Genomic DNA, 21,775 nt, shown 5'->3' with positions numbered 1-21,775 from the left:
CGATGGGGGCCATGGTCAGACGCGCTGTTTCCGAGCTTTCTCCCGGCATGGTGCTGGCCGAGGATGTGCTCACTCCGGGCGGACGATTTCTCATGCCCCGGGGCACGATTCTCGACGCCGGCCATCTCAAGTCCCTGACGGCCTGGAGTCTGGCCGAGGTGGTTGTGGCCGCCGACGTCGCCGCGCCCGCTCCCCAGACGGCATCGGCCACGGCCGCCGAACCCGACGGCGACGATGGCCGGGAGGCCGCGGCCGCCGCCCTGGCCGAGCGGTTTGCCTGCTTCGATGTGGCTGCCGGCCCCGGAGCCGTGCTCTATCGGCTGGCCCTGGACCGTGAGGTCAGACGCCGCCTGGCTGCCGGTCCTGTCCCGGAAGAGGGGCACGGGAGCGAGGAGCGCGCCCGGCGTCCGGTCGATCCGGGCACGACCGCGCCGTTGTCGCTGGAAGGGCTTTTGCGCGACGAACCCAAGCTCGTCTCCCCACCCGAAGTCTATCTGCGCATCAACGACGTCCTCAAAAACCCGGCCAGCACCGTCGACGACGCCGCCGACAGCATCAAGCACGACCCGTCCCTGGCCGCCAAGCTCCTGCGTCTGGTCAACAGTTCCTACTACGCCCGCACCATGCGGGCCATGCGCGGCCGGTTCCCGGCCAAGATCGACAGCCTGTCCCGGGCCGTCCTGGTGGTCGGGGCGCGCCAGCTCGCCACCCTGGCCCTGGGTGTGTCCGTGCTGCCGCTTTTTCAGGACATCCCGCCCCAGTGGGTCAACATGCGCCTTTTCTGGGAGCACAGCGTGGGCTGCGCCGCCGCCGCCCAGGCCATTGCCGCCGCCACCGGCCGGGTCAACGCCGAGACCGCCTTTGTGGCCGGGCTGCTCCACGACATCGGCCGGATCATCACCTTCAAGCAGGCCGTGGCCCATATGGGCGTGGCCATGCGCCGGGCCGAGGCCGAAACCTTGCCGCTTTTTGAGGTCGAACGGGAAGTTCTCGGTTTCGACCACGCCGCCCTGGGCGGCCATCTGCTCCAGAAATGGCAGTTTCCGGCCAATCTGGAAAAGATGGTGCGCTACCACCACGATCTGTCGGAACCGCTTTTTATCGACGAGCCGGCTGTGATCCATCTGGCCGACATCGTGGCCACGGCCATGGGCTGGGGCGGCAGCGGCAACCGCCGGGTCCCGCCCCTGGATCCTGCCGCCTGGGAGGCCCTGGGCCTGACCGAAGGCGGCCTGGCCGGACTCGTGCCGGTCATGGAGGCACGGCTGACCGAGACCATGCGGAGCTTTTTCCCGGACCACCAGGGACCGCCATGAGGCGGTTCGCAACTCGTTTGCCGGAGCGCTGATGCCTGCCCGAATACTGGTAATCGACGACGATGCGGCGTTCAGGGACATGCTGTGCGAGGCCCTGGTTTCGCGGGATTTTGATCCCGTCGGGGTCGGGTCGGCCGAGGAAGGCGTGGCCCGGGCCAAGGCCGAGGCCTTTGATCTGGTCCTCACCGACGTCAGGCTGCCCGGCATGGACGGCATCGAGGGGCTCTCCAGAATCAAGGAAGCCGCCCCGGAAAGCGAAGTCATTGTCATGACCGGCTACTCGGCCCGGGAAAAAGCCCTGGATGCGGTGCGCCTGGGAGCCTACGACTTTTTTGCCAAGCCCTTTTCCCTGGCCGAGATGGAAGTGGTCCTGCGCCGCGCTCTGGAGCGCCGCGCCCTTTTGGCCGAACTGCGGCAACTCAAGTCGGCCATGGCCGCAGGCCGGGGACCGGTCATCGTCGGCCAGTCGCCGCCCATGCGGGCCGTGGTGGATATGGTGCGCCGGGTGGCGCCGCTTGATTCCACCGTGCTCATTACCGGCGAGTCCGGGTCGGGCAAGGAAGTGGTGGCCGACGCCATCCAGGCGCTCAGCAAGCGGGCCGAGACTCCCTTTGTCAAGGTCAACTGCGCCGCCATCCCGGAAAATCTCCTGGAGTCAGAGCTTTTCGGCCACGAGAAAGGGGCGTTTACCGGTGCTGTGGCCCTTAAAAAGGGCAAGTTCGAGCTGGCCAACCGCGGCACCATCATGCTCGATGAAATCGGGGACATGCCGCTTTTTTTGCAGCCAAAGCTCCTGCGCGCCGTGGAACAGAAGCAGATCGAACGGGTGGGCGGGGCCAAGCCCATCGACATCGACATCCGCATCATCGCCGCCACCAACCAGGATCTGCAAAGCCTGGTCGCCCAGAAACTCTTCCGGGCCGACCTCTATTACCGCTTGAGCGTTGCCGCCGTTCCCTTGCCGCCCCTGCGTGAGCGCAAGGAGGACCTGCCGCTTCTGGTCGGCCACTTCCTGGAGCGCATCGGCCCCCGGGTGGGGGTCAATCTGCGGGGCGTGTCGCGCGAGGGCATGCAGCTTCTTTTCGACTACGACTGGCCGGGCAACGTCCGGCAGCTGGCCAATCTCCTGGAGCGAGCCGCCATCATGAGCGCCGGCGAGGTGCTCACCGCCGCCGAGATCGGCCGGGCCCTGGACAGCCCGGCGCGGCCGGTTCCGGCCGAGGCCGGGCCGGACGCCCTTCCGGAGGCTGCCGGCAACCTGCGCGACACCCTGCAGGACATGGAACGCAACATGATCCTGACTGCCCTCAAAAAGACCCGGGGGAGCCAGAAGGATGCGGCCCGCAGCCTGGGGGTCAGCCCCAAAAATCTTTGGAACAAGATTCAGAAACACCGCATCGACCCGGCTGAATATTCGGCCTGATCCTGCCAGAACCGCGCCTTGCCCCGGCCGACGGAAGCGATTCCGCCGGCCTTTTTGTTTGGCAGGCTTTTTGCTCTAGCTTGTGTGCCCGGGACAGGCGGATTGTCCGACAAGCCCCGAAAACAGCGGCCAGGCAGGGGTTGCAGCCCACAAGGGCCGGCCCGGCCGGCCGGCCGGTGTTTGAAAAGGCGGTCCGATTCCGGCAGGCGACTTGAACCGTTTAATAAAGTCATACGCTGGCGTCCCCCTCCGGGCCGGGACGCAGTCAATCGACCCAAGGACGAGCAGGCGGAGGCCCGCATGAAATCCAAGGCCGTACCCCACATGATTCTGGCCGTCATCCTGGCCCTGGTTGCCGGCGTGCTGACCATCCGCTGGCTGGGTTCGATGCGTACCGCCCAGACGGGACAGGTCAAGGTGGCTGCCCCCAAAAGCGACGTTTTGGTGGCCGCCCGGGCCATTCCCAAGGGGGCGCGGCTGGATTCCTCCATGGTTGGGCTCAAGCCCTATGAAGCCGAGGCCGTGCCCCAGGGGGCGCTGCGCGACCAGGCCGAGGCCCTCGGGCGCATCAGCGCCCGCGACATTTCTGCCGGCGATCCCATCACCCGGACAAGCTCATGCCCAAGGGCGCGGTCAGCGGCGGCCTGGATGCGTCCGTGGAGCCGGGCAAGCGGGCCTTTACCATCAAGGGCTCCAAGCTCATGGGGGCCGGGGGGCTGCTCACCCCGGGCTGCCGGGTGGATGTCCTGGTCACCTACACCCAGCCGGGGACCAAAAACGACGACAAGGTCAACAAGATCATCCTGGAAAATGTTCCCCTGCTCACCACCGGGACCGAGCGTGAGACCAAGATTGGCAAGGACGGCCGCGAGGAATTGGCCAATACCGATTTTTTCACCCTGATGGTGACACCGGAAGAGGCCGAGCGTCTGGCCCTGGCTGCCGATCTCGGCAGTATGCATCTGGCCCTTCGCAAGCCCGGCGACGAGGATGTGGTGACCACGTCCGGAGCCGACGTGGCCCGCAGCCTCGAAGCCTTTGCCGCCGCTCCGGCCGGGCCGCCTGTCGAGCCCGAATCGAGCCAGGTCGAGGACACGGGCTACAGCGTGGAGACCATCCGGGGGACGGAGCGCGAGCGGGTGCGCCTTGATGCGTTAGGTGCAGTGCCCAAGGAGGAGAAAGGCCATGACAAGCCGTAACATACGCCATCTGGGCGCGCGCCTTCTGGCGCTTGCCCTGTCTTTGTCCCTGGTCACGGCTTCCTATGCCGCACCGGTCGGAGTGCGGCCGGTGGCCGTGCGCTCCGCCCCAAGGCTTGCCCTGACCATTGGCAAGTCCATCATTTTGCAAAGCGACACCGACATTGCCCGGGTTTCCGTGGCCCAGCCCGACGTGGCCGACTTCGTCCTGCTCTCGCCGCGCCAGGTCTATGTCACGGGGCGCGCCCCGGGCATCACCAACCTGACGCTGTGGGACAAGGGCGACAAGATCCGCACGGTCTACGATCTCGACGTGGCCCCGGACGTGTCGCGGCTTAAAAAGATGCTCCACGACACCATGCCCGGCGAGACCGGCATCGAGGTCATGGCCAGCCAGGACTCCATTGCCCTGTCCGGCACGGTGCGCGATGCCGAGAGCCTTGCAAAGGCCCTGTCCATGGCCGAGGTCTATGCCCCCAAAAAGGTCCTGAATCTGCTTTCCGTTGCCGGCGTGCAGCAGGTCATGCTGGAAGTGCGCGTGGCCGAGATGTCCAAGACCCTGGTCAACCGCATGGGCATCAACTTAAACGCCATCGGCGACGGCAACTTCGGCTATACGCTCATCGGCGGCCTGACCTCCATCGCCGCCACCGCCTTCAATGTCGATAACGTCCAAAACGCCTATAATTACGCCACTGTGCCGGGGTGGGAACTGAAGGACGCCGACGGCAACCAGGTTGGCCACTTCCCCGAGTCGGCCACGGTCCAGTCGCGCTATCGGGAGTTCAACACCCCTGCCAACGCCGAGACGATGGCGCTTAACCAGGGTACGGCCGCCATGCGGTTTAATACCAATTGGGGCGGAGCCGGCAACACCACCATGACTGCCGTCCTCGACATGCTCAAGCAAAACGGGTTGGTGAAGATCCTGGCCGAACCGAACCTGGTGTGCCTAAACGGCCAGTCGGCCAAGTTCCTGGCCGGCGGCGAGATTCCGGTCCCGGTGCCCTCGGGCCTTGGCACCACCAGCATCGAGTGGAAGGAATTCGGCGTGGGCCTCAAATTCACGCCCTCGGTGGTCTCGGGCGAGCGCATCAGCCTACAGGTCAATCCCGAAGTCTCGGACCTCGACTACACCCGGGCCATCCAGATCCAGGGCTTTACCATTCCGGCCATCAACACCCGGCGCACCTCCACCACCGTGGAGCTTAAAAACGGCCAGAGCTTCGCCGTGGCCGGACTGCTCAAGGAAGAGGCCAGAAGCGCCATGGACAAGTATCCGGTGCTTGGCGACATCCCGGTCCTTGGCAACCTTTTCAAGAGCTCCCAGTACCAGAAGGACCAGTCCGAGCTGGTCATCATCATTACCGCCCATCTGGTCAAGCCGCTGGATAAAAAGGCCATCAAACTGCCGACCGACATGGTCCACGAACCCGACGACCTGGAATTTTTCCTGGGCATCCGCCGGGAAGAGCCGGCTGCCCCCGGGGCGCCGATGCCGGCCATGGCCCGCACCGGGGCGGAACTCGACGGCGAGTTCGGCCATGCCGTGCCCCTGGCCGTGGCCACGCCGCGCCAGCCCGACGGCAAGGGCTATTAACGCCACCGACGACACAACAGGAGCGACGCCATGCGAAGCATGTTCTTCCTCATCGCTGCGGCCCTGGCCGCAACCCTGGCCGGGTGTCAGGCCGAAAAAGAATCCTTGGGCTGGGATTACGGCAAGGCGTACCATACGGTCTTTGAGAACCAGAAACTCGATCCGGCGGCCGGCGACGACAGCCCGGTCGTCGGCATGAACGGAACCCGGGCCGCCCTGGCCTATGAACGCGTGGAAAAGGCCGCGCCTGACGAGCGGACGAATCAGTCCGGCAGCTTCGAGGCCTTTCTCAAGCAGAAATAACGCCATCGACCGGGGAGAAGGGCACGACCATGCGCGACAAACTCAGCGTGATCCTGGATATGGACGCCACGCCTGCCCGGGGGGTGTTCGAGGAATGCCTGTCCGAGGACGGCGATTTCGAGGTGCTCGGGGCCGGAGAGGAATACGCCGATCTGCTCGTGCGTGAGCTTGCCCCGGAGGGCGGCGAGGCCGAGCTTGAGGCCGTGGCCGAACTGGTGGCCCGGCGCGGCGAGCGCGAGGTGTTTTTGACGGCCCCGGTCTATGACGCCGAGGTGTTGATGCGGCTCATGCGCCAGGGCGTGCGCGAATTTTTCCCCCAGCCGGTCAACCACGAGGAAGTCCGCATGGCCCTTTGGCGCTTCAAGGAGCGCCGGGAGTCGGCCCTTGGCCCCAAGCGCAGCAAGCAGGGGCGCATCGTCAGCATTTTCGGGGCCAAGGGCGGGGTCGGCACCACCTCGCTGGCCGTCAATCTGGCCGCCGCCGGCCAGACCGACAAGCCCGGGGCCACCGTCGCCCTCATGGACATGAACCTGCCCTTTGGCGAGGCCCAGCTCTTTCTCGACATCGCCCCCAAATACCACTGGGGTGAAGTGCTCGGCAACATCAGCCGCCTGGACGCCACCTATCTCATGAGCGTCATGTCCCGCCATCCCTCTGGCATCTACCTGCTGGCCCCGCCAAGCCGGCTTGACGACCTCCAGATGGCCACCCCGGAAAACATCTCCAAGCTCCTGGAACTCATGCGCCAGGTCTTTGATACCGTGGTCATCGATCTTGGCATGTACCTGGATGAAATAACCCTCAAGGTCATGGACATGTCCGACTCCATTGTCCTGGTGTGCGTCCAGAATCTGCCGTGCCTGGCCAATGTGCGCCGCTTTCTGGACACCATCCGCCATGCCGAGACAGGGCTTGAAGACAAACTCAAGATCGTGGTCAACCGCCACCTCGACGAGAGCGATCTGGTGGTTGCGGACATGGAAAAGGCCCTGGGCCTGCCGGTCTTCTGGCGTGTGCCAAACGACTACAAAACCACCCTGTCGGCCATCAACCAGGGCAAGACCCTGCTTGAAACCGCGCCGCGCGCCCCGGTGACCCGGTCCCTGTGCGATCTGGCCGCCATCCTGGCCCCGGCCCAGGTGGCGGATGCGCCCAAAAAAACCTTTTTCGGCCTCAAGTTCCTGCGCGGCCGGTCCTGACCCGGACAGCGCAGCCGGGTGCGGCCGCTGTGGCGGCCGGATCGCAACGGTGGTAAGGCTATGGTGCGGCGAAAGCGCCAAACCGGTGAAGGAGTCCCTGCATGGAACGCGGCCGCCCGCCCATTTTGCGCCACCAGATGCCCCGCCTCCAGACGCCTGCGCCGGAGCGCAAGGAGCCGGGCATTGCTTCGGATGAATACTACGAGATAAAGACCCGCATCCATGACCGGTTAATCGACCTTATCGACCTGTCGCTGCTCGACAGCCTGGACGAAGGGTCCCTTGGCGGCGAGATCGGGAAGATCGTCGAGCGGCTGTTGCGCGATGAATTCTTCCAGACCCCGCTCAACCAGATCGAGCGGGACCGGCTCATAAACGAGGTCAAGGACGAGATGCTCGGCCTTGGGCCCCTGGAGCCGTTTCTCAAGGACCCGAGCGTCAACGACATCCTGGTCAATTCCTATCGCCAGATCTACGTGGAGCGCAGCGGCAAGCTGGTGCTGACCGAATCGCGCTTCAAGGACAACGACCACTTAAAAAAGATCATCGACCGCATCGTCTCCCGGGTCGGCCGGCGGGTGGATGAATCCTCGCCCATGGTGGACGCCCGCCTGCCCGACGGCTCCCGCGTCAACGCCATCATCCCGCCCCTGGCCATCGACGGCCCGGCCCTGTCCATCCGCAAATTCGCCAAGGAAAAGCTCACCATCGAGGATCTCATCCGCTACAAGGCCATGACCCGCGACATTGCCGACGTGTTGCGCGGCACGGTCCTGGCAAGGCTCAACATCCTCATTTCCGGCGGTACCGGCACGGGCAAGACCACCATGCTCAACTGCCTTTCGGGCTTTATTCCCCATGACGAACGCATCGTCACCGTGGAAGACGCGGCCGAATTGCAGCTGAAGCAGGAGCATGTGGTGCGCCTGGAATCCCGCCCGCCCAACATCGAAGGGCGCGGCGAGGTGACCCAGCGCGATCTGGTGCGCAACTGCCTGCGTATGCGGCCCGACCGCATCATCGTCGGCGAAGTCCGTGGCGCCGAGGCACTCGACATGCTGCAGGCCATGAACACCGGCCACGACGGCTCCCTGGCCACGCTCCACGCCAATACCCCCCGCGACGCGCTCATGCGCCTGGAAACCCTGGTGGCCATGGCCGGACTGAATATTTCCGCCCTGTCGCTTAAACGCTATATCGCCTCGGCCGTGGACGTCATCATCCAGATTTCGCGCTTCTCCGACGGCAGCCGCAAGCTCGTCAGCTTCCAGGAACTGACCGGCATGGAAGGCGAGGTCATCACCATGCAGGAGATTTTCGCCTTTGAGCAGCGCGGCATGACGGCTGACGCCAAGGTCAAGGGCGCGTTTCTGGCCCGGGGCATCCGGCCCAAGTTTGCCGTGCGCTTCGAATCCAAGGGCATCAAGCTGCCGGAAGGCATTTTCGATCCCCGCAACGTGGCCGAGGTATGACATCGTGAGCGCCCCCTGCCAATCCGCCGGCCGCCGGCCGGGATAGGAGCAAGTTATGGCTGGCGGTCTGCCCAACATCCTCTCCCTGGCCCTGCTCCTTTCCCTGGCCTACCTGTTTATTGCCGTGGCCCTGGCCATCATGCGCCTGACCGACAAATCCGGCCAGGAGATCGCCCGGCGCATCGAGCAGGTGACGCACGGCGAGGGGCTGGGGCTTGAGGCGGCAGACATCGAAAAGAAGCACGAATTAAGCGGCCTGCGCTGGCTCGATGTGCTGCTTTCCCGCCATGCCTGGAGCGGGCGCATGGAAAAGGTGCTCAACCAGGCCGACATCAAGGCCCCGCTCGGCTTTTTCGTGCTGTTGTCCCTGGTTTTTGGCGTCACCGGCTATCTCGGCAGTGCGCTCTATGCCGACAGCTCCCTGGTCCGCCTGGGCGTGGCCCTGGGCCTGGCCTGCCTGCCGTACAAATGGGTGGTCATGCGCAAGGGCAAACGCATGGCCGATTTCGAGCGCCAGCTGCCCGAAGCCCTGGAACTGGTGGGCCGGGCGCTTCGGGCCGGCCACACCTTCACCAGCGGCATGGGCATGGTGGTGAGCGAATTCGCCGATCCCATCCGCACCGAGTTCCAGACCACCCTGGAGGAAATCAATTTCGGCCTGGGCGTCACCGTGGCCCTGGACAACCTCATGGAGCGGGTGGACTGCCCGGACCTGAGCTTTTTCGTGGTGTCGGTCAAAATCCAGAACGAGTCCGGCGGCAATCTGGCGGAAATCATCAGCAACATCTCCTGGCTGATCCGCGAGCGGTTCAAGCTCAAGGGCCGCATCCGGGTGCTTTCGGCCGAAGGGCGCATGGCCGCCTGGGTGCTGTGCCTGTTGCCCTTTGGCGTGGCCGGCGTGGTGAAGATGGTCAATCCCGGCTATTTCAGCCTGCTGCTTGTCGATCCCCTGGGGCGGGTCATGAGCTATCTGGTCATAGGCCTTATGACGGTTGGCGTCCTTATCATCCGCAAGATGGTCCGCATCGAGGTCTAGGAGAGCGCCATGGATTTGCTCGTCATTGCCGTGCTGGTTGCCGCAAGCGTGGGCCTTTTCGTCTACGCGACGACCATGTTGCGCGAGGAAGGCCGCAAGCGCCGGGAGATGGCCGGCCGGGCCCATGCCGTCATCAATGCGGTGCGGCTGGGGGCGGGCGGCCGGCCGGGGCTGCTCGGCTGGTTTGAGAATTTCGGCCAGCGGGCGGCAACCTGGTTTGGCGAACTGGTCAAACCCCGGGAAGCCAAGGAGCTGTCCAAAACGCGGTCCTCCCTGGTCCAGGCCGGCTACCGGCAGCCGAGCGCGGTGGAACTTTTTTTGGGGCATCAAGGCCGGCTTCGCCTTTGTCGGGCTGATGCTCGGCGCCCTGGCCGCCATGTCCGGCCGGCTGCCGGGGCAGTACAAGATGTTCGTGGTGGTGGGGCTGGTGGCTGCGGGGTTTTATCTGCCGGGGGTCGTGCTCGGCTTCCGGGTCAAGGCCCGGCAAAAGGCCATCACCCACTCGCTGCCCGACGCCCTGGATATGCTGGTGGTGTGCGTGGAGGCCGGCATGGGCCTTGACCAGGCCATCTACCGGGTGTGCCAGGAGCTCTCGCAAAAAGACCCCATCCTCAGTTCCGAACTGCGTCTGCTCACCCTGGAGTTGCGGGCCGGCAAATCCCGGCGCGAGGCCCTGCGCAATCTTTCCTCCCGGGTCGGCCTGGAAGACCTGGGCAGTCTTGTGGCCATGCTCATCCAGACCGACATGTTCGGCACCTCGATTGCCCAGACCCTTCGGGTCTATGCCGATTCCATGCGCACCAAGCGCTTCCAGATGGCTGAGGAACTGGCGGCCAAGCTGCCGGTCAAGCTCCTGTTGCCGCTGATGCTCTTCATCTTTCCGACGCTTTTGATCGTCATTTTGGGACCGGCCGGCATCCGCATCGCCCAGATGCTCTCCGGCATGAGCAAATAGGCCGGGTTTTTTTCCGGCAGGGGGCCGTCCAGGCCGGCCGTCCCGCTTCGGGGCGGGCCAACACGCCCAACACCGTCGGGCAGGGGGAACGGATATGGCCGGTGGGGCCGACTTGGCGCGCTCGGCAAAGGAGCTTCAAAGCCGCCAGCAGGACATGCTGGACGCCGTCTCAGGGCTTGGCTCCGGGTCAAAGGGCCTTCTCTCGAGCCTAAACGACTTTTTCCACAGTCCCGACAACCTGCTGGCCCTGGCCATCTGTCTCGTCTCGGTGGTCGGCATCTATCGCCTGCTTCGGGCCGAGCACATCATTCCGGCTCCGTCCCGGCCGTCCATGGGGGGCATGCTGGCCAGCCCCCTGGCCCGGAGCATGGTCGTTCGAGCGATGTTCGCCATCGTCCTGGCCGCCCTGGGGCTGGCCGTCGCCTTCGGCCGCCTGACCGGGTTGCTCGATCTGGTCAAAAACCTGTTCTAGGCTCCGCCGATCGGGCGCAGCCTCTGCCCGGGCCGGTTCCCCGGCCGGCCCAAAAAACAGGGGACGCGCGGAGCATGTCTCCGCGCGTCCCCTGCCATCGGGCCGTATCCTGCCTGGGGAGGCCGACCGGCTACTCCCGAAATGGTTTGTACTGCTGCAAAATTTTATCGGTCACCGCCTGTTTGAGGGCCGCGACGTCGCTGTCGCCGGCCAGGGACTCGGCAGCGGTTAGGGCGGCGGCCGAGTCTTCAAATCCGGCGTTTTTGGCGATGGCGTCGAATTTGGCGTCAAAGGCTTCCGGATCATCCCGGGACAGGGTCACGTAGTCGCTGGCGCTGACCAGGGTCAGATAATCCTGATAGAATTTGACCACATTGTCCTTGGTGGAGGCTGCGCCGGCCTGGGCGGCAAAGACCAGCAGGGCGGCCAGGGCGATGGCGGGGAGTCGGATGTTCATGGCGGCGTCCTTTGGCGGCCTACCACGGCTCGGAGATCTTGCGGGCCGAGGCGGACAGCTGGATATTGTCGAAAAAGGGCTTCATGGGTTCGATCAGGGCCTCATAATTGTAGGTGAGCCTGACCTCGAAGGGCGTACACGGCGTGGCCTTGCAACTGGTGGTTGTCGAGGGCGTCAGGCTCAGGACCGGGGCGTCGGCCTGGGCCGACTGCTTGACCATGGGAATAAGGTCGTTGGCGGTCATGAACTGCTCGGCCGAGGCCTGGGTGGTCTCGCGCATGGCTGTATCGTGGGCGATGGTGCTCACGGCGTTATTGAGCGTCACCTGGATGCGCAGGATGTTGGCTATCTCGATAATGCCAAAGAGCAGGGTGATCAGGATCGGCAGCACCAGGGCCATCTCAACGACCAGGCTTCCCGACTGGGCGGTTTCGCGGCCACAGGGCGCGGTGTGGGGATTATGGGTGGCCTTCATGGCTGTGCTCGCTTGTGTTGCGTCGGCTGGTTACGGGGTGCCGGTGGTGGCTTCCTTCTTGGTCATGAGGCGCTGGCCGAGCTGCTGGCCGATCTTTTTAAACATTTCCTTGATGCCGGCTTCGTCCGGGGCGTCAAAGTAGTGGTCGTCGGTGCCGATCTTGGATGAGGCGATCTGCTTCATGAGGCTCTTGTCCGTGGTATCGGAGTCGCCAAACCGGATGGAGAATATTTCCACAGGGTAGCTGGCGTCGTTTTTGGCCAGGTTGGCTTCGGTTGTGACGTACTGGTTGAGCAGCCCGCCGTCCTTGCAGTCCGGGATCTGGGCCAGGGTCAGGGCGGCCGTTCCCAGGGTGGAGTAGGGCGAGGCGGACGTATCGGGCTTGAGCCCCTGGCCGAAGTAGGCGTTGGTCCAGTAGGTGTTGACGGTCTTGGAGGCCGAGGCATAGTTGCCGCCGCAGCGGCCGTCCTCGGTGTCGCCGTCGGTGAGCACGATCATGATCTTGCGCACCTTCTTGTCCGTGTTGCCCTCGACATAGGGCGCTTCGGGCGAGAGCACCTTGCGGCCCCACTTGATGCCTTCACTGATAAGCGTGCCCGAGGTCACGGCCCCGGCATTGAGCGCCGCAATATTGGACAGGATGTCGTCCTTGTCCGAAGACAGGGCCCGGATGGGCGACATGCCTGAGCAGGTCTTGTCCGTGGAGGTGCTCACGCCGCTTAGGGTGTAGCCGTAAAAGATGTTCGTCTTGGTCGTGGTGCGGGAATATTCCACGCGCAGCTTGCCGTTGTTGAGCGTGCCGTCGGCATTGCGGCAGCCAGTGCCCACGCCGTCGGGGTTTGCTTCGGCCGTGACCGGGTCGTTGCCGTCGATGCGCACCTTGCCCTGGAAGGGGACCAGGCCGATCTTGGACCGGGTGGCGGTCTCGGACGAGGCCGGCATGATGAGGTTGACCAGGTTGGTGGCCGCCTCCTTGACGTTGGCAATGGGCGTGCCCTTCATGCTGCCGGTGGAGTCGAGGACCATGACCAGTTCAATGTCGTTGTAGCCGGCGCAGGCCTCGGCGACGACGGTCTGGTCGGTCATGCCGATCATCTTGGAAACGGTCATCTCCACATTCGCCTCGGCCGTCACGCACACGCTGCGGGTGGCCCCGCCGGACTCCACCAGGATGTTGGTCGCATCGGCGTCGTTGGCCAGGAGATTGGTCCTGGCGGCCTTGTCTGCCTTGCCGTTATCCACGTCCGGGTCGTCGGGGAGCTGGAGGCTGCCGGCCAGGGCCGCAGAATCCACCGCGTTTTGCAGGCGATTGCGCTCCACATAGAGCCGGCCGAGGTCGACGGCCACGCCGGTTGCGGCCATGACGGCGAGAAGACTGGCCGCAATGAGGACACTTGACGCCCCACGGGCGTCGCCGCCATCAATTTTCGGCCGGCAAAGCCGTGACCACCCGGGCCGAAAGGGTGAGCGGAGTTGAGCCCATAATGCCGAAAGGGCTTGAGCCGCCCTGGCTGTCGGATTGCGACGAGAAAAAAGGCGTGAAGACATGGTCCACCTGCACTGTTACGTTGTTGTCGCTGTCCCGTGCGCCGACTGTAACCGTTGGAGCCGCGCCATCGACGGTCGATGATGCGTCGGCATTCTTGAAAAGGCTGTTGACGTAATCGGCCACCCCGGACGAGTCGCCATTTTGCCGCGAAACCATCCGCGCCCCTTCCATGGCCGCATTTTGCAGCTGGGAATATTCGAGCAAGGCCCGCGAGGCTTCCACCAGAAAGAGAAACAGCGGGATCAGGATCATCATGCCCAGGGCCGCTTCCAGGGCTGCAACACCGCGTTCGTCTTTATGTAATTGTTTCATGGCCTTATTTCCGTGTTGCATAGGATCTGTTCGCAGCGCCGGGAGGCGCGTGTTTCCCTGATGCTCTGGAAGAATCATGCCAGGAGGTGTGATTCTTCCATCGTTCAAATTTTATTATTTATTACAGCGTATTGGCCTGATTTTGGCCATCTGGGCCGTGGTCTGCGCTGGCCGGCGTTCCAGGAAACGTGGAATGAAACCATCCGATCCGCCTGTTTCCCGGGGTCCGGCCAGGGACCGGATTCCATTGTCCATGGACAGGACGGCCAAGGCCGTGTTTACCAGCCCGGCCGGGTCTGTTATGACCGGGGCCATGGAGACAGGAGAAGCCAGGGTGAAAAGGCAGTTGCGGGCGGTCATCGCCATCGTGGCCGTGGGGCTGTGTCTGCTGGGACTGGCCGGCTGCGGCGGTTCGGCGGGTAAAGCCAAGGGTTCGGGGCCGTCAGGGACAGGCAACGCCGGCATCGCCGCCGGTGATGCGGCCCTGGCCCGGGGCGACCGGGGCGAGGCCGGCCGGCTCTATCTGTCGGCGCTCAACTCCGGGGCCGACGCCGCCACGGCCCACACCCGCCTGGGCGACCTGTATCTCGGCATGGGGTCCTATCCCCAGGCCCGCGACGCCTATCAGCAGGCCGTAAAGGCCAACCCCAAATATGCCCCGGCCCTGCAGGGCCTTGGTTTTGCCCTGTATCTGGGCGGCGGCCGGGGGCAGGCCGGCCCGTATCTGACCAAGGCCCTGGCCCTGGACCCGTCGCTCTCCCGGGCTGCCGCCCTGCTTGGCACCCTTGAAAACCGCGACGGCCACCCGGACGTGGCCCTGGCCGTGTCCGACGCCTCGTTGGCCGTGGCCTTTGACGCCGACGTGGAAAACAATCGCGGCATCTCGCTGTTGCTGCTTGGGCGCGGCGAAGAGGCGGCCAGCGCCTTCCGCAAGGCGGCCGGGGCGAAAAAATCCGTCAAATTCTCCAATAATCTCGGCTTGGCCCTGTGCAAGCTCGGCCGCTATGACGAGGCCTATGCCGCCTTTGCCACCGTGGCCACGGAGTCTGCGGCGCTCAATAATCTCGGCGTGTGCTACATGGAGGCCGGCCACAAGGACAAGGCCCAGGAATATTTCGAGAAAGCCATTGCCGCCAATCCGCGTTTCTATCCCCAGGCCCATGACAACCTGTCCCGGCTCTCGGCCGTGGAAGAGGTGACCCTGCCGGCCGTTTCCGCAGTCCAGCCGTCCGGCCCGCCGGTTTCGCTCCAAAGCCCTCCGGCGGCCCCGGCCGCCCCACCCCAGGGCCATCCGCTGCCCCCGGCGGCTGCGGCCAAGCCGGCTGCGCCAAAGCCCGCCGCCACCGCCCCGGCGTCGCCCGCCACCGCCCCGGCCGCCCCGGTGGGGCCGGCTGCGGGCCAAGCGGCCCCGGTTGTCCCGGTCGCCCCTGACACCCCGGTCATTTCGGTCACGGCCCCGTCGGAGCCTGTGCCGCCGGCCCCGGCCCAGCCGGTTCCCGCGCCGCCGGCTCCGGCCCAGGCGGCTCCTGTGCCATCGGCTTCGACACCGTCGGTTGCCCCGCCATCTTCGGGCAAACCCGTTTCGGCGCCCAAACCGTTTGCGCCGGCAGTTGCGCCGGCAAAGGGGCAGTCCACTCCGGCCCAGCCAGGGCCGGCGTCGGCCAAACCCGCGAATAAACCCTCGGCCGTTGAAAAAAACGACCGATCAGAAATGCCCTGAGGCCCGCCGACAGGTCTTGAGGCGGGGAGCGCCATGGGAGCAGCGGAAACACGGCCGGAAGCAATGCGCCTGCTCGTGGCCGACGACGAGCCGCGCATTCTCGACCTGTTCACCGAAATTCTGGCCCCGGCCGATGACATCCTGGACGGACTCGACGGCCTGGAGGCAGGGCATACAGCCCTGGGGCAGATCTTTGAGCTGACCCTTTGCCGCCAGGGCGAGGAAGCCGTGGCCGCTTTTCGGGCCGCTGCCGCAGAAAACCGCCCCTATGCCGTGGCCTTCATCGATGTCCGGATGCCGCCGGGACGCGGCGGCCTGGTGGCGGCCGAGGAAATCCGGGGCATCGACCCCTGGGTCCAGATCGTGGTGGTCACGGCCTTTACCGACGTCGATCCGGTGACCATTGCCCGGCGCGTGCCCCCGGCCGACAAGCTCCTCTACATCCAAAAGCCCTTTCATCCCCAGGAAATCATGCAGTTCGCCACGTCGCTTTGCGCCAAGTGGCGGGCCGAGCGGGATTTCAAGACGCTCAAAAGCCGGCTGGAAACCCTGGTCTACGAACGCACCGCCGCCCTGGCCAGCGCCAACCGCAAGCTCACCCGAGAGATGGAGGAGCGCGAACGCGTCACCCATCTGATCGAATCGGCCAAACGGGAATGGGAAGGCACCTTCGATTCTGTCCAGGATCTCGTCGTGGTCATCGGCCGCGACTGCGCCGTGCGCCGCCTCAATCTGGCCATGGCCCACCGGCTGGGCCTGGCCCCGCGCGACGTGGTGGGGCGGGCGTGCTCCTTTGTCTTTGACGCCGAGGACAAGCCCGGCGAGCGCAGCACCGAGATCCTGGCCATGACCGACGGCCGCTACCACTCCCGGGAAATCGCCATCCCAAGGCTCCACGGCGAGTTTCTCATCACCTCCTCGCCGCTCACCCACGCCGACGACGCGCCCCTGGCCACAGTGTTTGTGGCCCACGACATCACCGAGCGCAAAAATCTCGAACGCCGGCTGCGCCAGAGCCAGAAAATGGAAGCCATCGGCACCCTGGCCGGCGGCATCGCCCACGATTTCAACAACATCCTCGGCATCATCATGGGCTTTGCCGAGATGATCGAAGGCGAGGCCCAGGCCGAGACTCCGCTTGCCCGGCGCATCGGCCACATCCTGGCCGCCTGCCGCCGGGCGCGCGATCTGGTGTTGCAGATCCTGTCGTTTAGCCGCCAAAACGACCAGGAGGCCAACCATTTGCGCGTCGGGCCGCTGGTGCGCGAGACCCTGAAACTCATCCGGGCCACCGTCCCCAATGCCATCGCCATCACCGAGATGATCAAACCCGGCCGCGACGCCATCCTGGCCGAACCGTCGCAGATCCAGCAGATCATCATGAATCTGTGCTCCAACGCCGCCCATGCCATGCGCGAGACCGGCGGCGTCCTGGAAGTGGGCCTGGAGGAGCTGCCCCCCGGCAGTTCCCCGCTGTCCGGCGAGGGCACTGTGGCCGGTTCCCTGCGCCTGTGGGTGCGCGACACCGGGCCGGGCATCCCGCCGGATATTGCGGAACGCATTTTCGATCCCTTTTTCACCACCAAAAAGCCCGGCGAAGGCACGGGCATGGGCCTGTCCGTGGCCCATGGCGTGGTGCGCAAGTACAAGGGCGAGATCAAGGTCAAAAGCCAGGCCGGGATCGGCGCGACCTTTGACGTCTACCTGCCGCTGGCCGGCGACGCCCCGGATGTCCCGGCTGCCGCCGTGGTCGATCCGGTCATGGGGCGCGGGCGCATCCTGCTCGTTGACGACGAGCAGGCCCTGGCCGACATCGGCCGGGAACTGGTGGAATCCCTGGGCTACAAGGTGGTGGCCGAAAGCGATCCCAGGCAGGCCCTGGCCATTTTCCGCAACGATCCCGAAGCCTTCGATCTGCTTATTACCGACCAGAACATGCCCGGTCTGACCGGGGCCGAACTGGCCAAGGCCGTGCTGGCCCTTCGCCCGGCCCTGCCGGTGCTGATGCTCACCGGGTTTAGCGAGACCATGAGCAAGGAAGGGGCGCGGGCCATCGGCATCCGCGACCTGCTGCTCAAGCCTGTCCTGCGCCGTGATCTGGCCACAGCCATCGAGGCGGCCCTGCTGCCGGGGGCGTAGCGTGAGGGAAGAGGAAGAGTGCCTCCGGCGGCCAAAGGGCTGAGCCCTTTGGAATCCCACCTGGAGAACGTTTGATTGGGCGTGACAGTTGGAGGTTGCCCGTGACGGGACCCGCCGCGGCGGCGGCGCAGCCTTTTGCCGGCCTGAAGCGGTCTTGTCACAGTGTGGCGGTACACCCGGACGCCCGGAACAGGAAAGGAAACCATGGAAAGACGGGAACTCGGCTATGTGGCCGCGGTCGAAGGCGCGGAAGTAACGGTGGTCCTGGGGCACGACGTGTTTGCCGACGTGACCGTGGGCGACATGGTGGTCATTGTTTCGTCCCGCTCCATGGTGTTCGGGCTGGTGCAGTCCCTGTCCACCCCGTCCCCGGCGGCGACCGTAGCCCCTGGCGACCGGCATCTGGCCCGGGTGGCCCTTTTGGGCGAGAGCCTGGGGACCGAGGAAACGGCGTTTGTCTTCCAGCGCGGCGTCTCCCACAACCCGCGCCTGGGGGCGGTGGTGCGCCAGACCGACAGCGCCGATCTGGCCCGCATCTACGCCAAGCCGACCAAATCCAGCGTGGTGGTCGGGGCCTTGCACCAGGACCCGGACGTGCCGGCCTACGTCATTGTGGATGATTTTCTCGGCAAGCATTTCGCCGTGCTCGGCACCACAGGCTCGGGCAAGTCCTGCACCGTGGCCGTGCTGTTGCGCTCGGTATTGACCGCCCACCGTAACGGCCACATCGTGCTCCTTGATCCCCACGACGAATATGCCGCCGCCTTTGGCGACATGGCCGAGATGGTCACCCCCGACACCCTGGTCCTGCCCTATTGGCTGCTTGATTTCGAGGAGATGGTGCAGGTCTTTTGCAGCACGGGCCAGCCTTACCGCGAGGTCGAGGCCAATATCCTCAAGGACTGCGTCATGGCGGCCAAGGCCGAATACTTGCGCGGCAGCGGCCCCGGTGGCGGTGACGAGGCCGGACTGACCATCGATACGCCAATTCCCTACCGGCTGGCCCGGGTCTCGGAACTGCTCAAGGTCGGCATGGGCAAACTCGACAAGCCCGAAAGCTCCATTCCCTATATGCGCCTGACCGCCCGCATCGACGCCCTGCGCCGCGACCGGCGGTTTTCCTTCATGTTCGGCCAGCTCACCGTGGAAGACGTCATGGGCGAGGTGCTGGCCCGCTATATGCGCCTGCCGGCCGACGGCCGGCCCATGACCATCTTCAATCTGGCCGGCGTGCCGTCGGAAATCGTGGACGTGGTGGTCTCGGTGCTGTGCCGGCTCATTTTCGATTTTGCCCTGTGGACCAAGCGGGGCACGGGCGTGCCCATTTTGCTCGTGTGCGAGGAGGCCCACCGCTATGTGCCGCGCGATTCCGCCGTGGCCTTCGGCCCGACCCGCCGGGCCTTGTCGCGCATCGCCAAGGAGGGCCGCAAGTACGGGGTGTCGCTCGGCCTTGTCACCCAGCGGCCGTCGGAAATCTCGGAAACCGTGTTGTCCCAGGTCAACACGCTATTTTCCCTGCGCATGAGCAACGAGCAGGACCAGCTCTTCGTGCGCCGGGCCATGCCGGAAAATGCCGCCGGCCTGCTGGCTGCCCTGCCGGCGCTACGCACCCAGGAAGCGGTGGTGGTGGGCGAGGGCGTGCCCGTGCCCATGCGCATCCGGCTGCGGGAACTCGCTGCCGACGAACGGCCAAGAAGCGACACCGCCCGGTTCTCCGAGGTCTGGAGCGGGCCGTGTAACGACAAGAACTTTATCGCCGACACCCTGGAGCGGTGGCGTCGGCAGATTCGCTGAGCGCCTTCCTTGTAAAAGCCTGCGTTAGAAGGTAGGGAACCGGATGATGCGCCAAGCGATGTCTCGCCTGCTTTTTCGGGCCATGTTGCCCGTGACGGTTTTTTGTGCGGCCGGTCTTTTCCCTTTGCCTCTGGCTGCGGCCGGTCCGAAAATGGCCAGTGTCCCGGCGTCCGGGGCCACGGAAATCCACGGCCTGATCCTGCCCGATCCGGTGGCTGCCGGCCGGCGCGACAAAATGCTGCGGGAGGCCGGGCACAAATTTAACGATAAAAAAGGCGTGGGTTGCAAATATCCGGAAGTGATCGTCGATGCCAAGCTGCTTGGCCTGGTCAACAACCACAGCAAGAAAAACGGCCTGGACCCGAGGCTGGTCTATGCCCTGATCGAACAGGAATCGCGCTTTAATCCCTGCGCCGTCTCGCCCAAGGGGGCGCAAGGGCTCATGCAGATCATGCCCGACACCCAAAAACTCCTGGGCCTGACCGAGCCGTTTGATCCCGAGCGCAACATCGCCGCCGGCACCCGGTATCTGCGCTCCATGCTCGACAAATTCCAGACCGAGGTCATGGCCCTGGCCGCCTACAACGCCGGCCCCGGAGCCGTGGCCAAGCACGGCGGCGTGCCGCCCTACGACGAAACCAAGGATTATGTCCTGAAGGTCGTTGACCGCTATTTCATGTTGCGTCTACGCTACCCCGACGAGGGGATCGGCGTGATCCACCAGAAGCTGGCCGCCGGCGACCTGCCGCCGGCAAAATCGGAGAAGCCATGACCGAGACACTCTGGCCCGGCGAAGGCAGCCCGGCCCCGGATTTCTCTTTGCCCGACGCAGACGGGCGCATCCATTCCCTGGCCGATTTTTCCGGCCGGTGGCTGGTGCTCTATTTTTATCCCAAGGATTCGACCAGCGGCTGCACCACCGAGGCCGTGGAATTTTCCGGGCTGTTGCCCCGGTTCCTGGCCCTGGGGGCCGACGTCGTCGGAGTGAGCCGCGACAAGCCGGCCAGCCATCGCAAATTCATCGACAAGCACGAACTGACGGTCATGCTCCTGTCCGACCCGGACACCGCCACCCTGGCCGCCTACGGGGCCTGGCGCGAGAAAAAGGTCTGCGGCAAGGACTGCGTGGGCACGGTGCGCTCCACCTTCCTCATCGATCCCAAGGGCGTCGTGCGCAAGGCCTGGCCGCAGGTGGCCAAGGCTGCCGGCCATGCCGAAGCCGTGCTGGCCGCGCTGACCGGGCTGGCCGGGAGCTAGACGGCCCATGGCCCTTTGCGTCTCCAGCCTGCGCTCCGGGGGGCTTATTGCCTCCTACCAGTGCCAAAGCGCCTGCCCCCACTGCCTCTATCGCAGCGGGCCGGGGCGCTCGCCGGACTATATCGACCAGGAAACGGCCGCAGCCTGCTTTGCCAAGGCGCTTTCCCTGGGAGCCGGGGCCATGCATGTGGGCGGCGGCGAACCCCTGGCCGATCCCCTGGGGCTGGCCGGGGTGCTGGCGGCAGCGGCCGAGACAGGCATGGCCATCGAGTATGTGGAGACGAGCGGATCGTGGTATGACGACGCCGACGAGGCGGTCGAGCTTTTAACCGAATTGCGCTCCATGGGCCTGGGCTCGCTTTTGGTGTCGATCAGCCCCATGCACAACGGCTTCGTGCCGCTTTCCAAAACCCTTGGTACCATGGCCGCCGCCCGGGCGGCCGGAGTGGCGGTCTTTCCCTGGCAGGAACATTTTCTGGCCGATCTCAGGCAGTTCGATCCCGAGACGACCCATCCCTTTGCCGCCTACCTCCACCGCTTCGGTCCGGGCTATCCGGCCGAAATCCTGAACCGCACCTGGATCCATCTGGGCGGGCGGGCCTTTGACCTTTTTGCCCCGGCCGTCGGCCGGCTGCCTGTGGAGACGATCCTGGCCAAGGCCTCGCCGGATTGCCTGCGGGAGCTGTCCGACACCAGCCATTTTCATCTGGACCTCTACGGCGACTACGTGCCCGGCCTGTGCTCCGGCCTGGCTTTTCGGGCCGACGATCTGGGCCAGCCGCTCGATTCCGAACGCTATCCCATCCTGACCACCCTGGCCGAATCCGGCATTGCCGGCCTGTATGAGTATGCCGCCGCCCTGGAAGACTACAAGCCGCGGCCGCAAGGCTACGTCAATAAATGCGAGCTGTGCCAGGACATCCGTCAGCATCTGTCCGAACGGGGCTGGTTTGAGTCCAACGAGCTTTCGCCGCCTGAATTCTACGCGTCCATATAGTCCATAGAGTTGATGGAGGGATGAAGAGCCTCCGGCGGCCGGGGAGTGCGGGAAGGGAAAATGCCTCCGGCGGCCAAAGGGCAGTGCCCTTTGGAACCGC

The 21,775-nt window shown here is 65.1% G+C and carries 20 protein-coding genes and 1 pseudogene; 17 read left to right on the top strand and 4 right to left on the bottom strand.

Features of this window, described 5'->3' with window-relative positions:
• The 11 genes and pseudogenes from DVDV_RS16275 to DVDV_RS16230 all read left to right on the top strand — a co-directional run.
• Positions 1 to 1,316, top strand: a 1,316-nt coding sequence (locus DVDV_RS16275) for an HDOD domain-containing protein (protein WP_254845416.1), incomplete at its 5' end; no start/stop codon positions are given.
• A gap of 31 nt (positions 1,317 to 1,347) precedes the next feature.
• On the top strand, positions 1,348 to 2,739 hold the full coding sequence (locus tag DVDV_RS16270) for a sigma-54 dependent transcriptional regulator (RefSeq protein WP_075355681.1): 1,392 nt from the start codon (positions 1,348 to 1,350) through the stop codon (positions 2,737 to 2,739).
• A 300-nt stretch (positions 2,740 to 3,039) separates the two neighbouring features.
• A pseudogene (locus DVDV_RS23940) lies at positions 3,040 to 3,288 on the top strand (SAF domain-containing protein); the annotation flags it as partial.
• Between the two features lie 68 nt (positions 3,289 to 3,356).
• Entirely contained in the window at positions 3,357 to 3,938 is a 582-nt protein-coding gene (gene cpaB, locus DVDV_RS23510) for a Flp pilus assembly protein CpaB (RefSeq protein ID WP_254845415.1), read from the top strand.
• Positions 3,925 to 5,538, top strand: coding sequence for a type II and III secretion system protein family protein (locus DVDV_RS16260; RefSeq protein ID WP_075355680.1), 1,614 nt, complete (start codon positions 3,925 to 3,927; stop codon positions 5,536 to 5,538). The genes cpaB and DVDV_RS16260 overlap by 14 nt, the downstream gene beginning before the upstream one ends.
• A 30-nt stretch (positions 5,539 to 5,568) precedes the next feature.
• Positions 5,569 to 5,841, top strand: a complete 273-nt coding sequence (locus tag DVDV_RS16255) for a hypothetical protein (RefSeq protein ID WP_075355679.1) — start codon at positions 5,569 to 5,571, stop codon at positions 5,839 to 5,841.
• 29 nt (positions 5,842 to 5,870) lie between these two features.
• The gene (locus DVDV_RS16250) at positions 5,871 to 7,040 is read left to right on the top strand and encodes an AAA family ATPase (RefSeq protein WP_075355678.1); all 1,170 of its coding nucleotides are present in this window, start codon (positions 5,871 to 5,873) and stop codon (positions 7,038 to 7,040) included.
• A 101-nt stretch (positions 7,041 to 7,141) separates the two neighbouring features.
• Positions 7,142 to 8,512: a CpaF family protein gene (locus tag DVDV_RS16245; protein WP_075355677.1), complete on the top strand. Its 1,371-nt coding sequence runs from the start codon at positions 7,142 to 7,144 to the stop codon at positions 8,510 to 8,512.
• Between the two features lie 55 nt (positions 8,513 to 8,567).
• Positions 8,568 to 9,548 (top strand): type II secretion system F family protein, encoded by a 981-nt coding sequence (locus DVDV_RS16240; RefSeq protein WP_075355676.1) that lies wholly within the window; start codon positions 8,568 to 8,570, stop codon positions 9,546 to 9,548.
• Positions 9,549 to 9,903: 355 nt separating this feature from the next.
• Positions 9,904 to 10,503, top strand: coding sequence for a type II secretion system F family protein (locus tag DVDV_RS23505; RefSeq protein ID WP_254845414.1), 600 nt, complete (start codon positions 9,904 to 9,906; stop codon positions 10,501 to 10,503).
• Positions 10,504 to 10,657: 154 nt separating this feature from the next.
• Positions 10,658 to 10,975 carry a hypothetical protein gene (locus DVDV_RS16230; RefSeq protein WP_254845413.1) on the top strand — a complete coding sequence of 106 codons (318 nt, stop codon included), beginning with the start codon at positions 10,658 to 10,660 and terminating at the stop codon, positions 10,973 to 10,975.
• Positions 10,976 to 11,105: 130 nt separating this feature from the next.
• On the opposite strand, the gene DVDV_RS16225 is transcribed toward DVDV_RS16230, so the two are convergent.
• The 4 genes from DVDV_RS16225 to DVDV_RS16210 are packed head-to-tail and all read right to left on the bottom strand — an operon-like array spanning position 11,106 to position 13,768.
• Positions 11,106 to 11,432 (bottom strand): hypothetical protein, encoded by a 327-nt coding sequence (locus DVDV_RS16225; RefSeq protein WP_075355674.1) that lies wholly within the window; start codon positions 11,430 to 11,432, stop codon positions 11,106 to 11,108.
• A gap of 19 nt (positions 11,433 to 11,451) precedes the next feature.
• On the bottom strand, positions 11,452 to 11,907 hold the full coding sequence (locus DVDV_RS16220; RefSeq protein ID WP_075355673.1) for a TadE/TadG family type IV pilus assembly protein: 456 nt from the start codon (positions 11,905 to 11,907) through the stop codon (positions 11,452 to 11,454).
• A 30-nt stretch (positions 11,908 to 11,937) separates the two neighbouring features.
• Positions 11,938 to 13,332 carry a vWA domain-containing protein gene (locus DVDV_RS16215; RefSeq protein WP_075355683.1) on the bottom strand — a complete coding sequence of 465 codons (1,395 nt, stop codon included), beginning with the start codon at positions 13,330 to 13,332 and terminating at the stop codon, positions 11,938 to 11,940.
• Positions 13,328 to 13,768, bottom strand: a complete 441-nt coding sequence (locus DVDV_RS16210) for a TadE/TadG family type IV pilus assembly protein (RefSeq protein WP_075355672.1) — start codon at positions 13,766 to 13,768, stop codon at positions 13,328 to 13,330. Before DVDV_RS16210 ends, DVDV_RS16215 begins: the two co-directional genes overlap by 5 nt.
• A 193-nt stretch (positions 13,769 to 13,961) precedes the next feature.
• Here DVDV_RS16210 and DVDV_RS16200 point away from each other — a divergent pair, with 193 nt between their 5' ends.
• From DVDV_RS16200 to DVDV_RS16175, 6 genes are all read left to right on the top strand, one after another.
• Positions 13,962 to 15,488 carry a lipopolysaccharide assembly protein LapB gene (locus DVDV_RS16200; RefSeq protein WP_254845411.1) on the top strand — a complete coding sequence of 509 codons (1,527 nt, stop codon included), beginning with the start codon at positions 13,962 to 13,964 and terminating at the stop codon, positions 15,486 to 15,488.
• Positions 15,489 to 15,521: 33 nt separating this feature from the next.
• Positions 15,522 to 17,627 (top strand): hybrid sensor histidine kinase/response regulator, encoded by a 2,106-nt coding sequence (locus DVDV_RS16195; protein WP_075355669.1) that lies wholly within the window; start codon positions 15,522 to 15,524, stop codon positions 17,625 to 17,627.
• Positions 17,628 to 17,831: 204 nt separating this feature from the next.
• Entirely contained in the window at positions 17,832 to 19,421 is a 1,590-nt protein-coding gene (locus DVDV_RS16190; RefSeq protein WP_075355668.1) for an ATP-binding protein, read from the top strand.
• Between the two features lie 151 nt (positions 19,422 to 19,572).
• The gene (locus DVDV_RS16185; RefSeq protein WP_254845410.1) at positions 19,573 to 20,193 is read left to right on the top strand and encodes a lytic transglycosylase domain-containing protein; all 621 of its coding nucleotides are present in this window, start codon (positions 19,573 to 19,575) and stop codon (positions 20,191 to 20,193) included.
• Positions 20,190 to 20,678 carry a peroxiredoxin gene (locus DVDV_RS16180; protein WP_075355667.1) on the top strand — a complete coding sequence of 163 codons (489 nt, stop codon included), beginning with the start codon at positions 20,190 to 20,192 and terminating at the stop codon, positions 20,676 to 20,678. Before DVDV_RS16185 ends, DVDV_RS16180 begins: the two co-directional genes overlap by 4 nt.
• Positions 20,679 to 20,685: 7 nt before the next feature.
• A complete protein-coding gene (locus DVDV_RS16175) occupies positions 20,686 to 21,675 on the top strand; it encodes a radical SAM protein (protein ID WP_075355666.1) in 990 nt (329 codons plus the stop codon).
• Positions 21,676 to 21,775: the final 100 nt, after the last annotated feature.

Origin of the sequence: Desulfovibrio sp. DV (genome assembly GCF_001936595.1) — a bacterium.
In the GTDB taxonomy this organism is placed as follows: domain Bacteria; phylum Desulfobacterota; class Desulfovibrionia; order Desulfovibrionales; family Desulfovibrionaceae; genus Solidesulfovibrio.
This window is presented reverse-complemented; position numbering and strand designations above follow the sequence as displayed.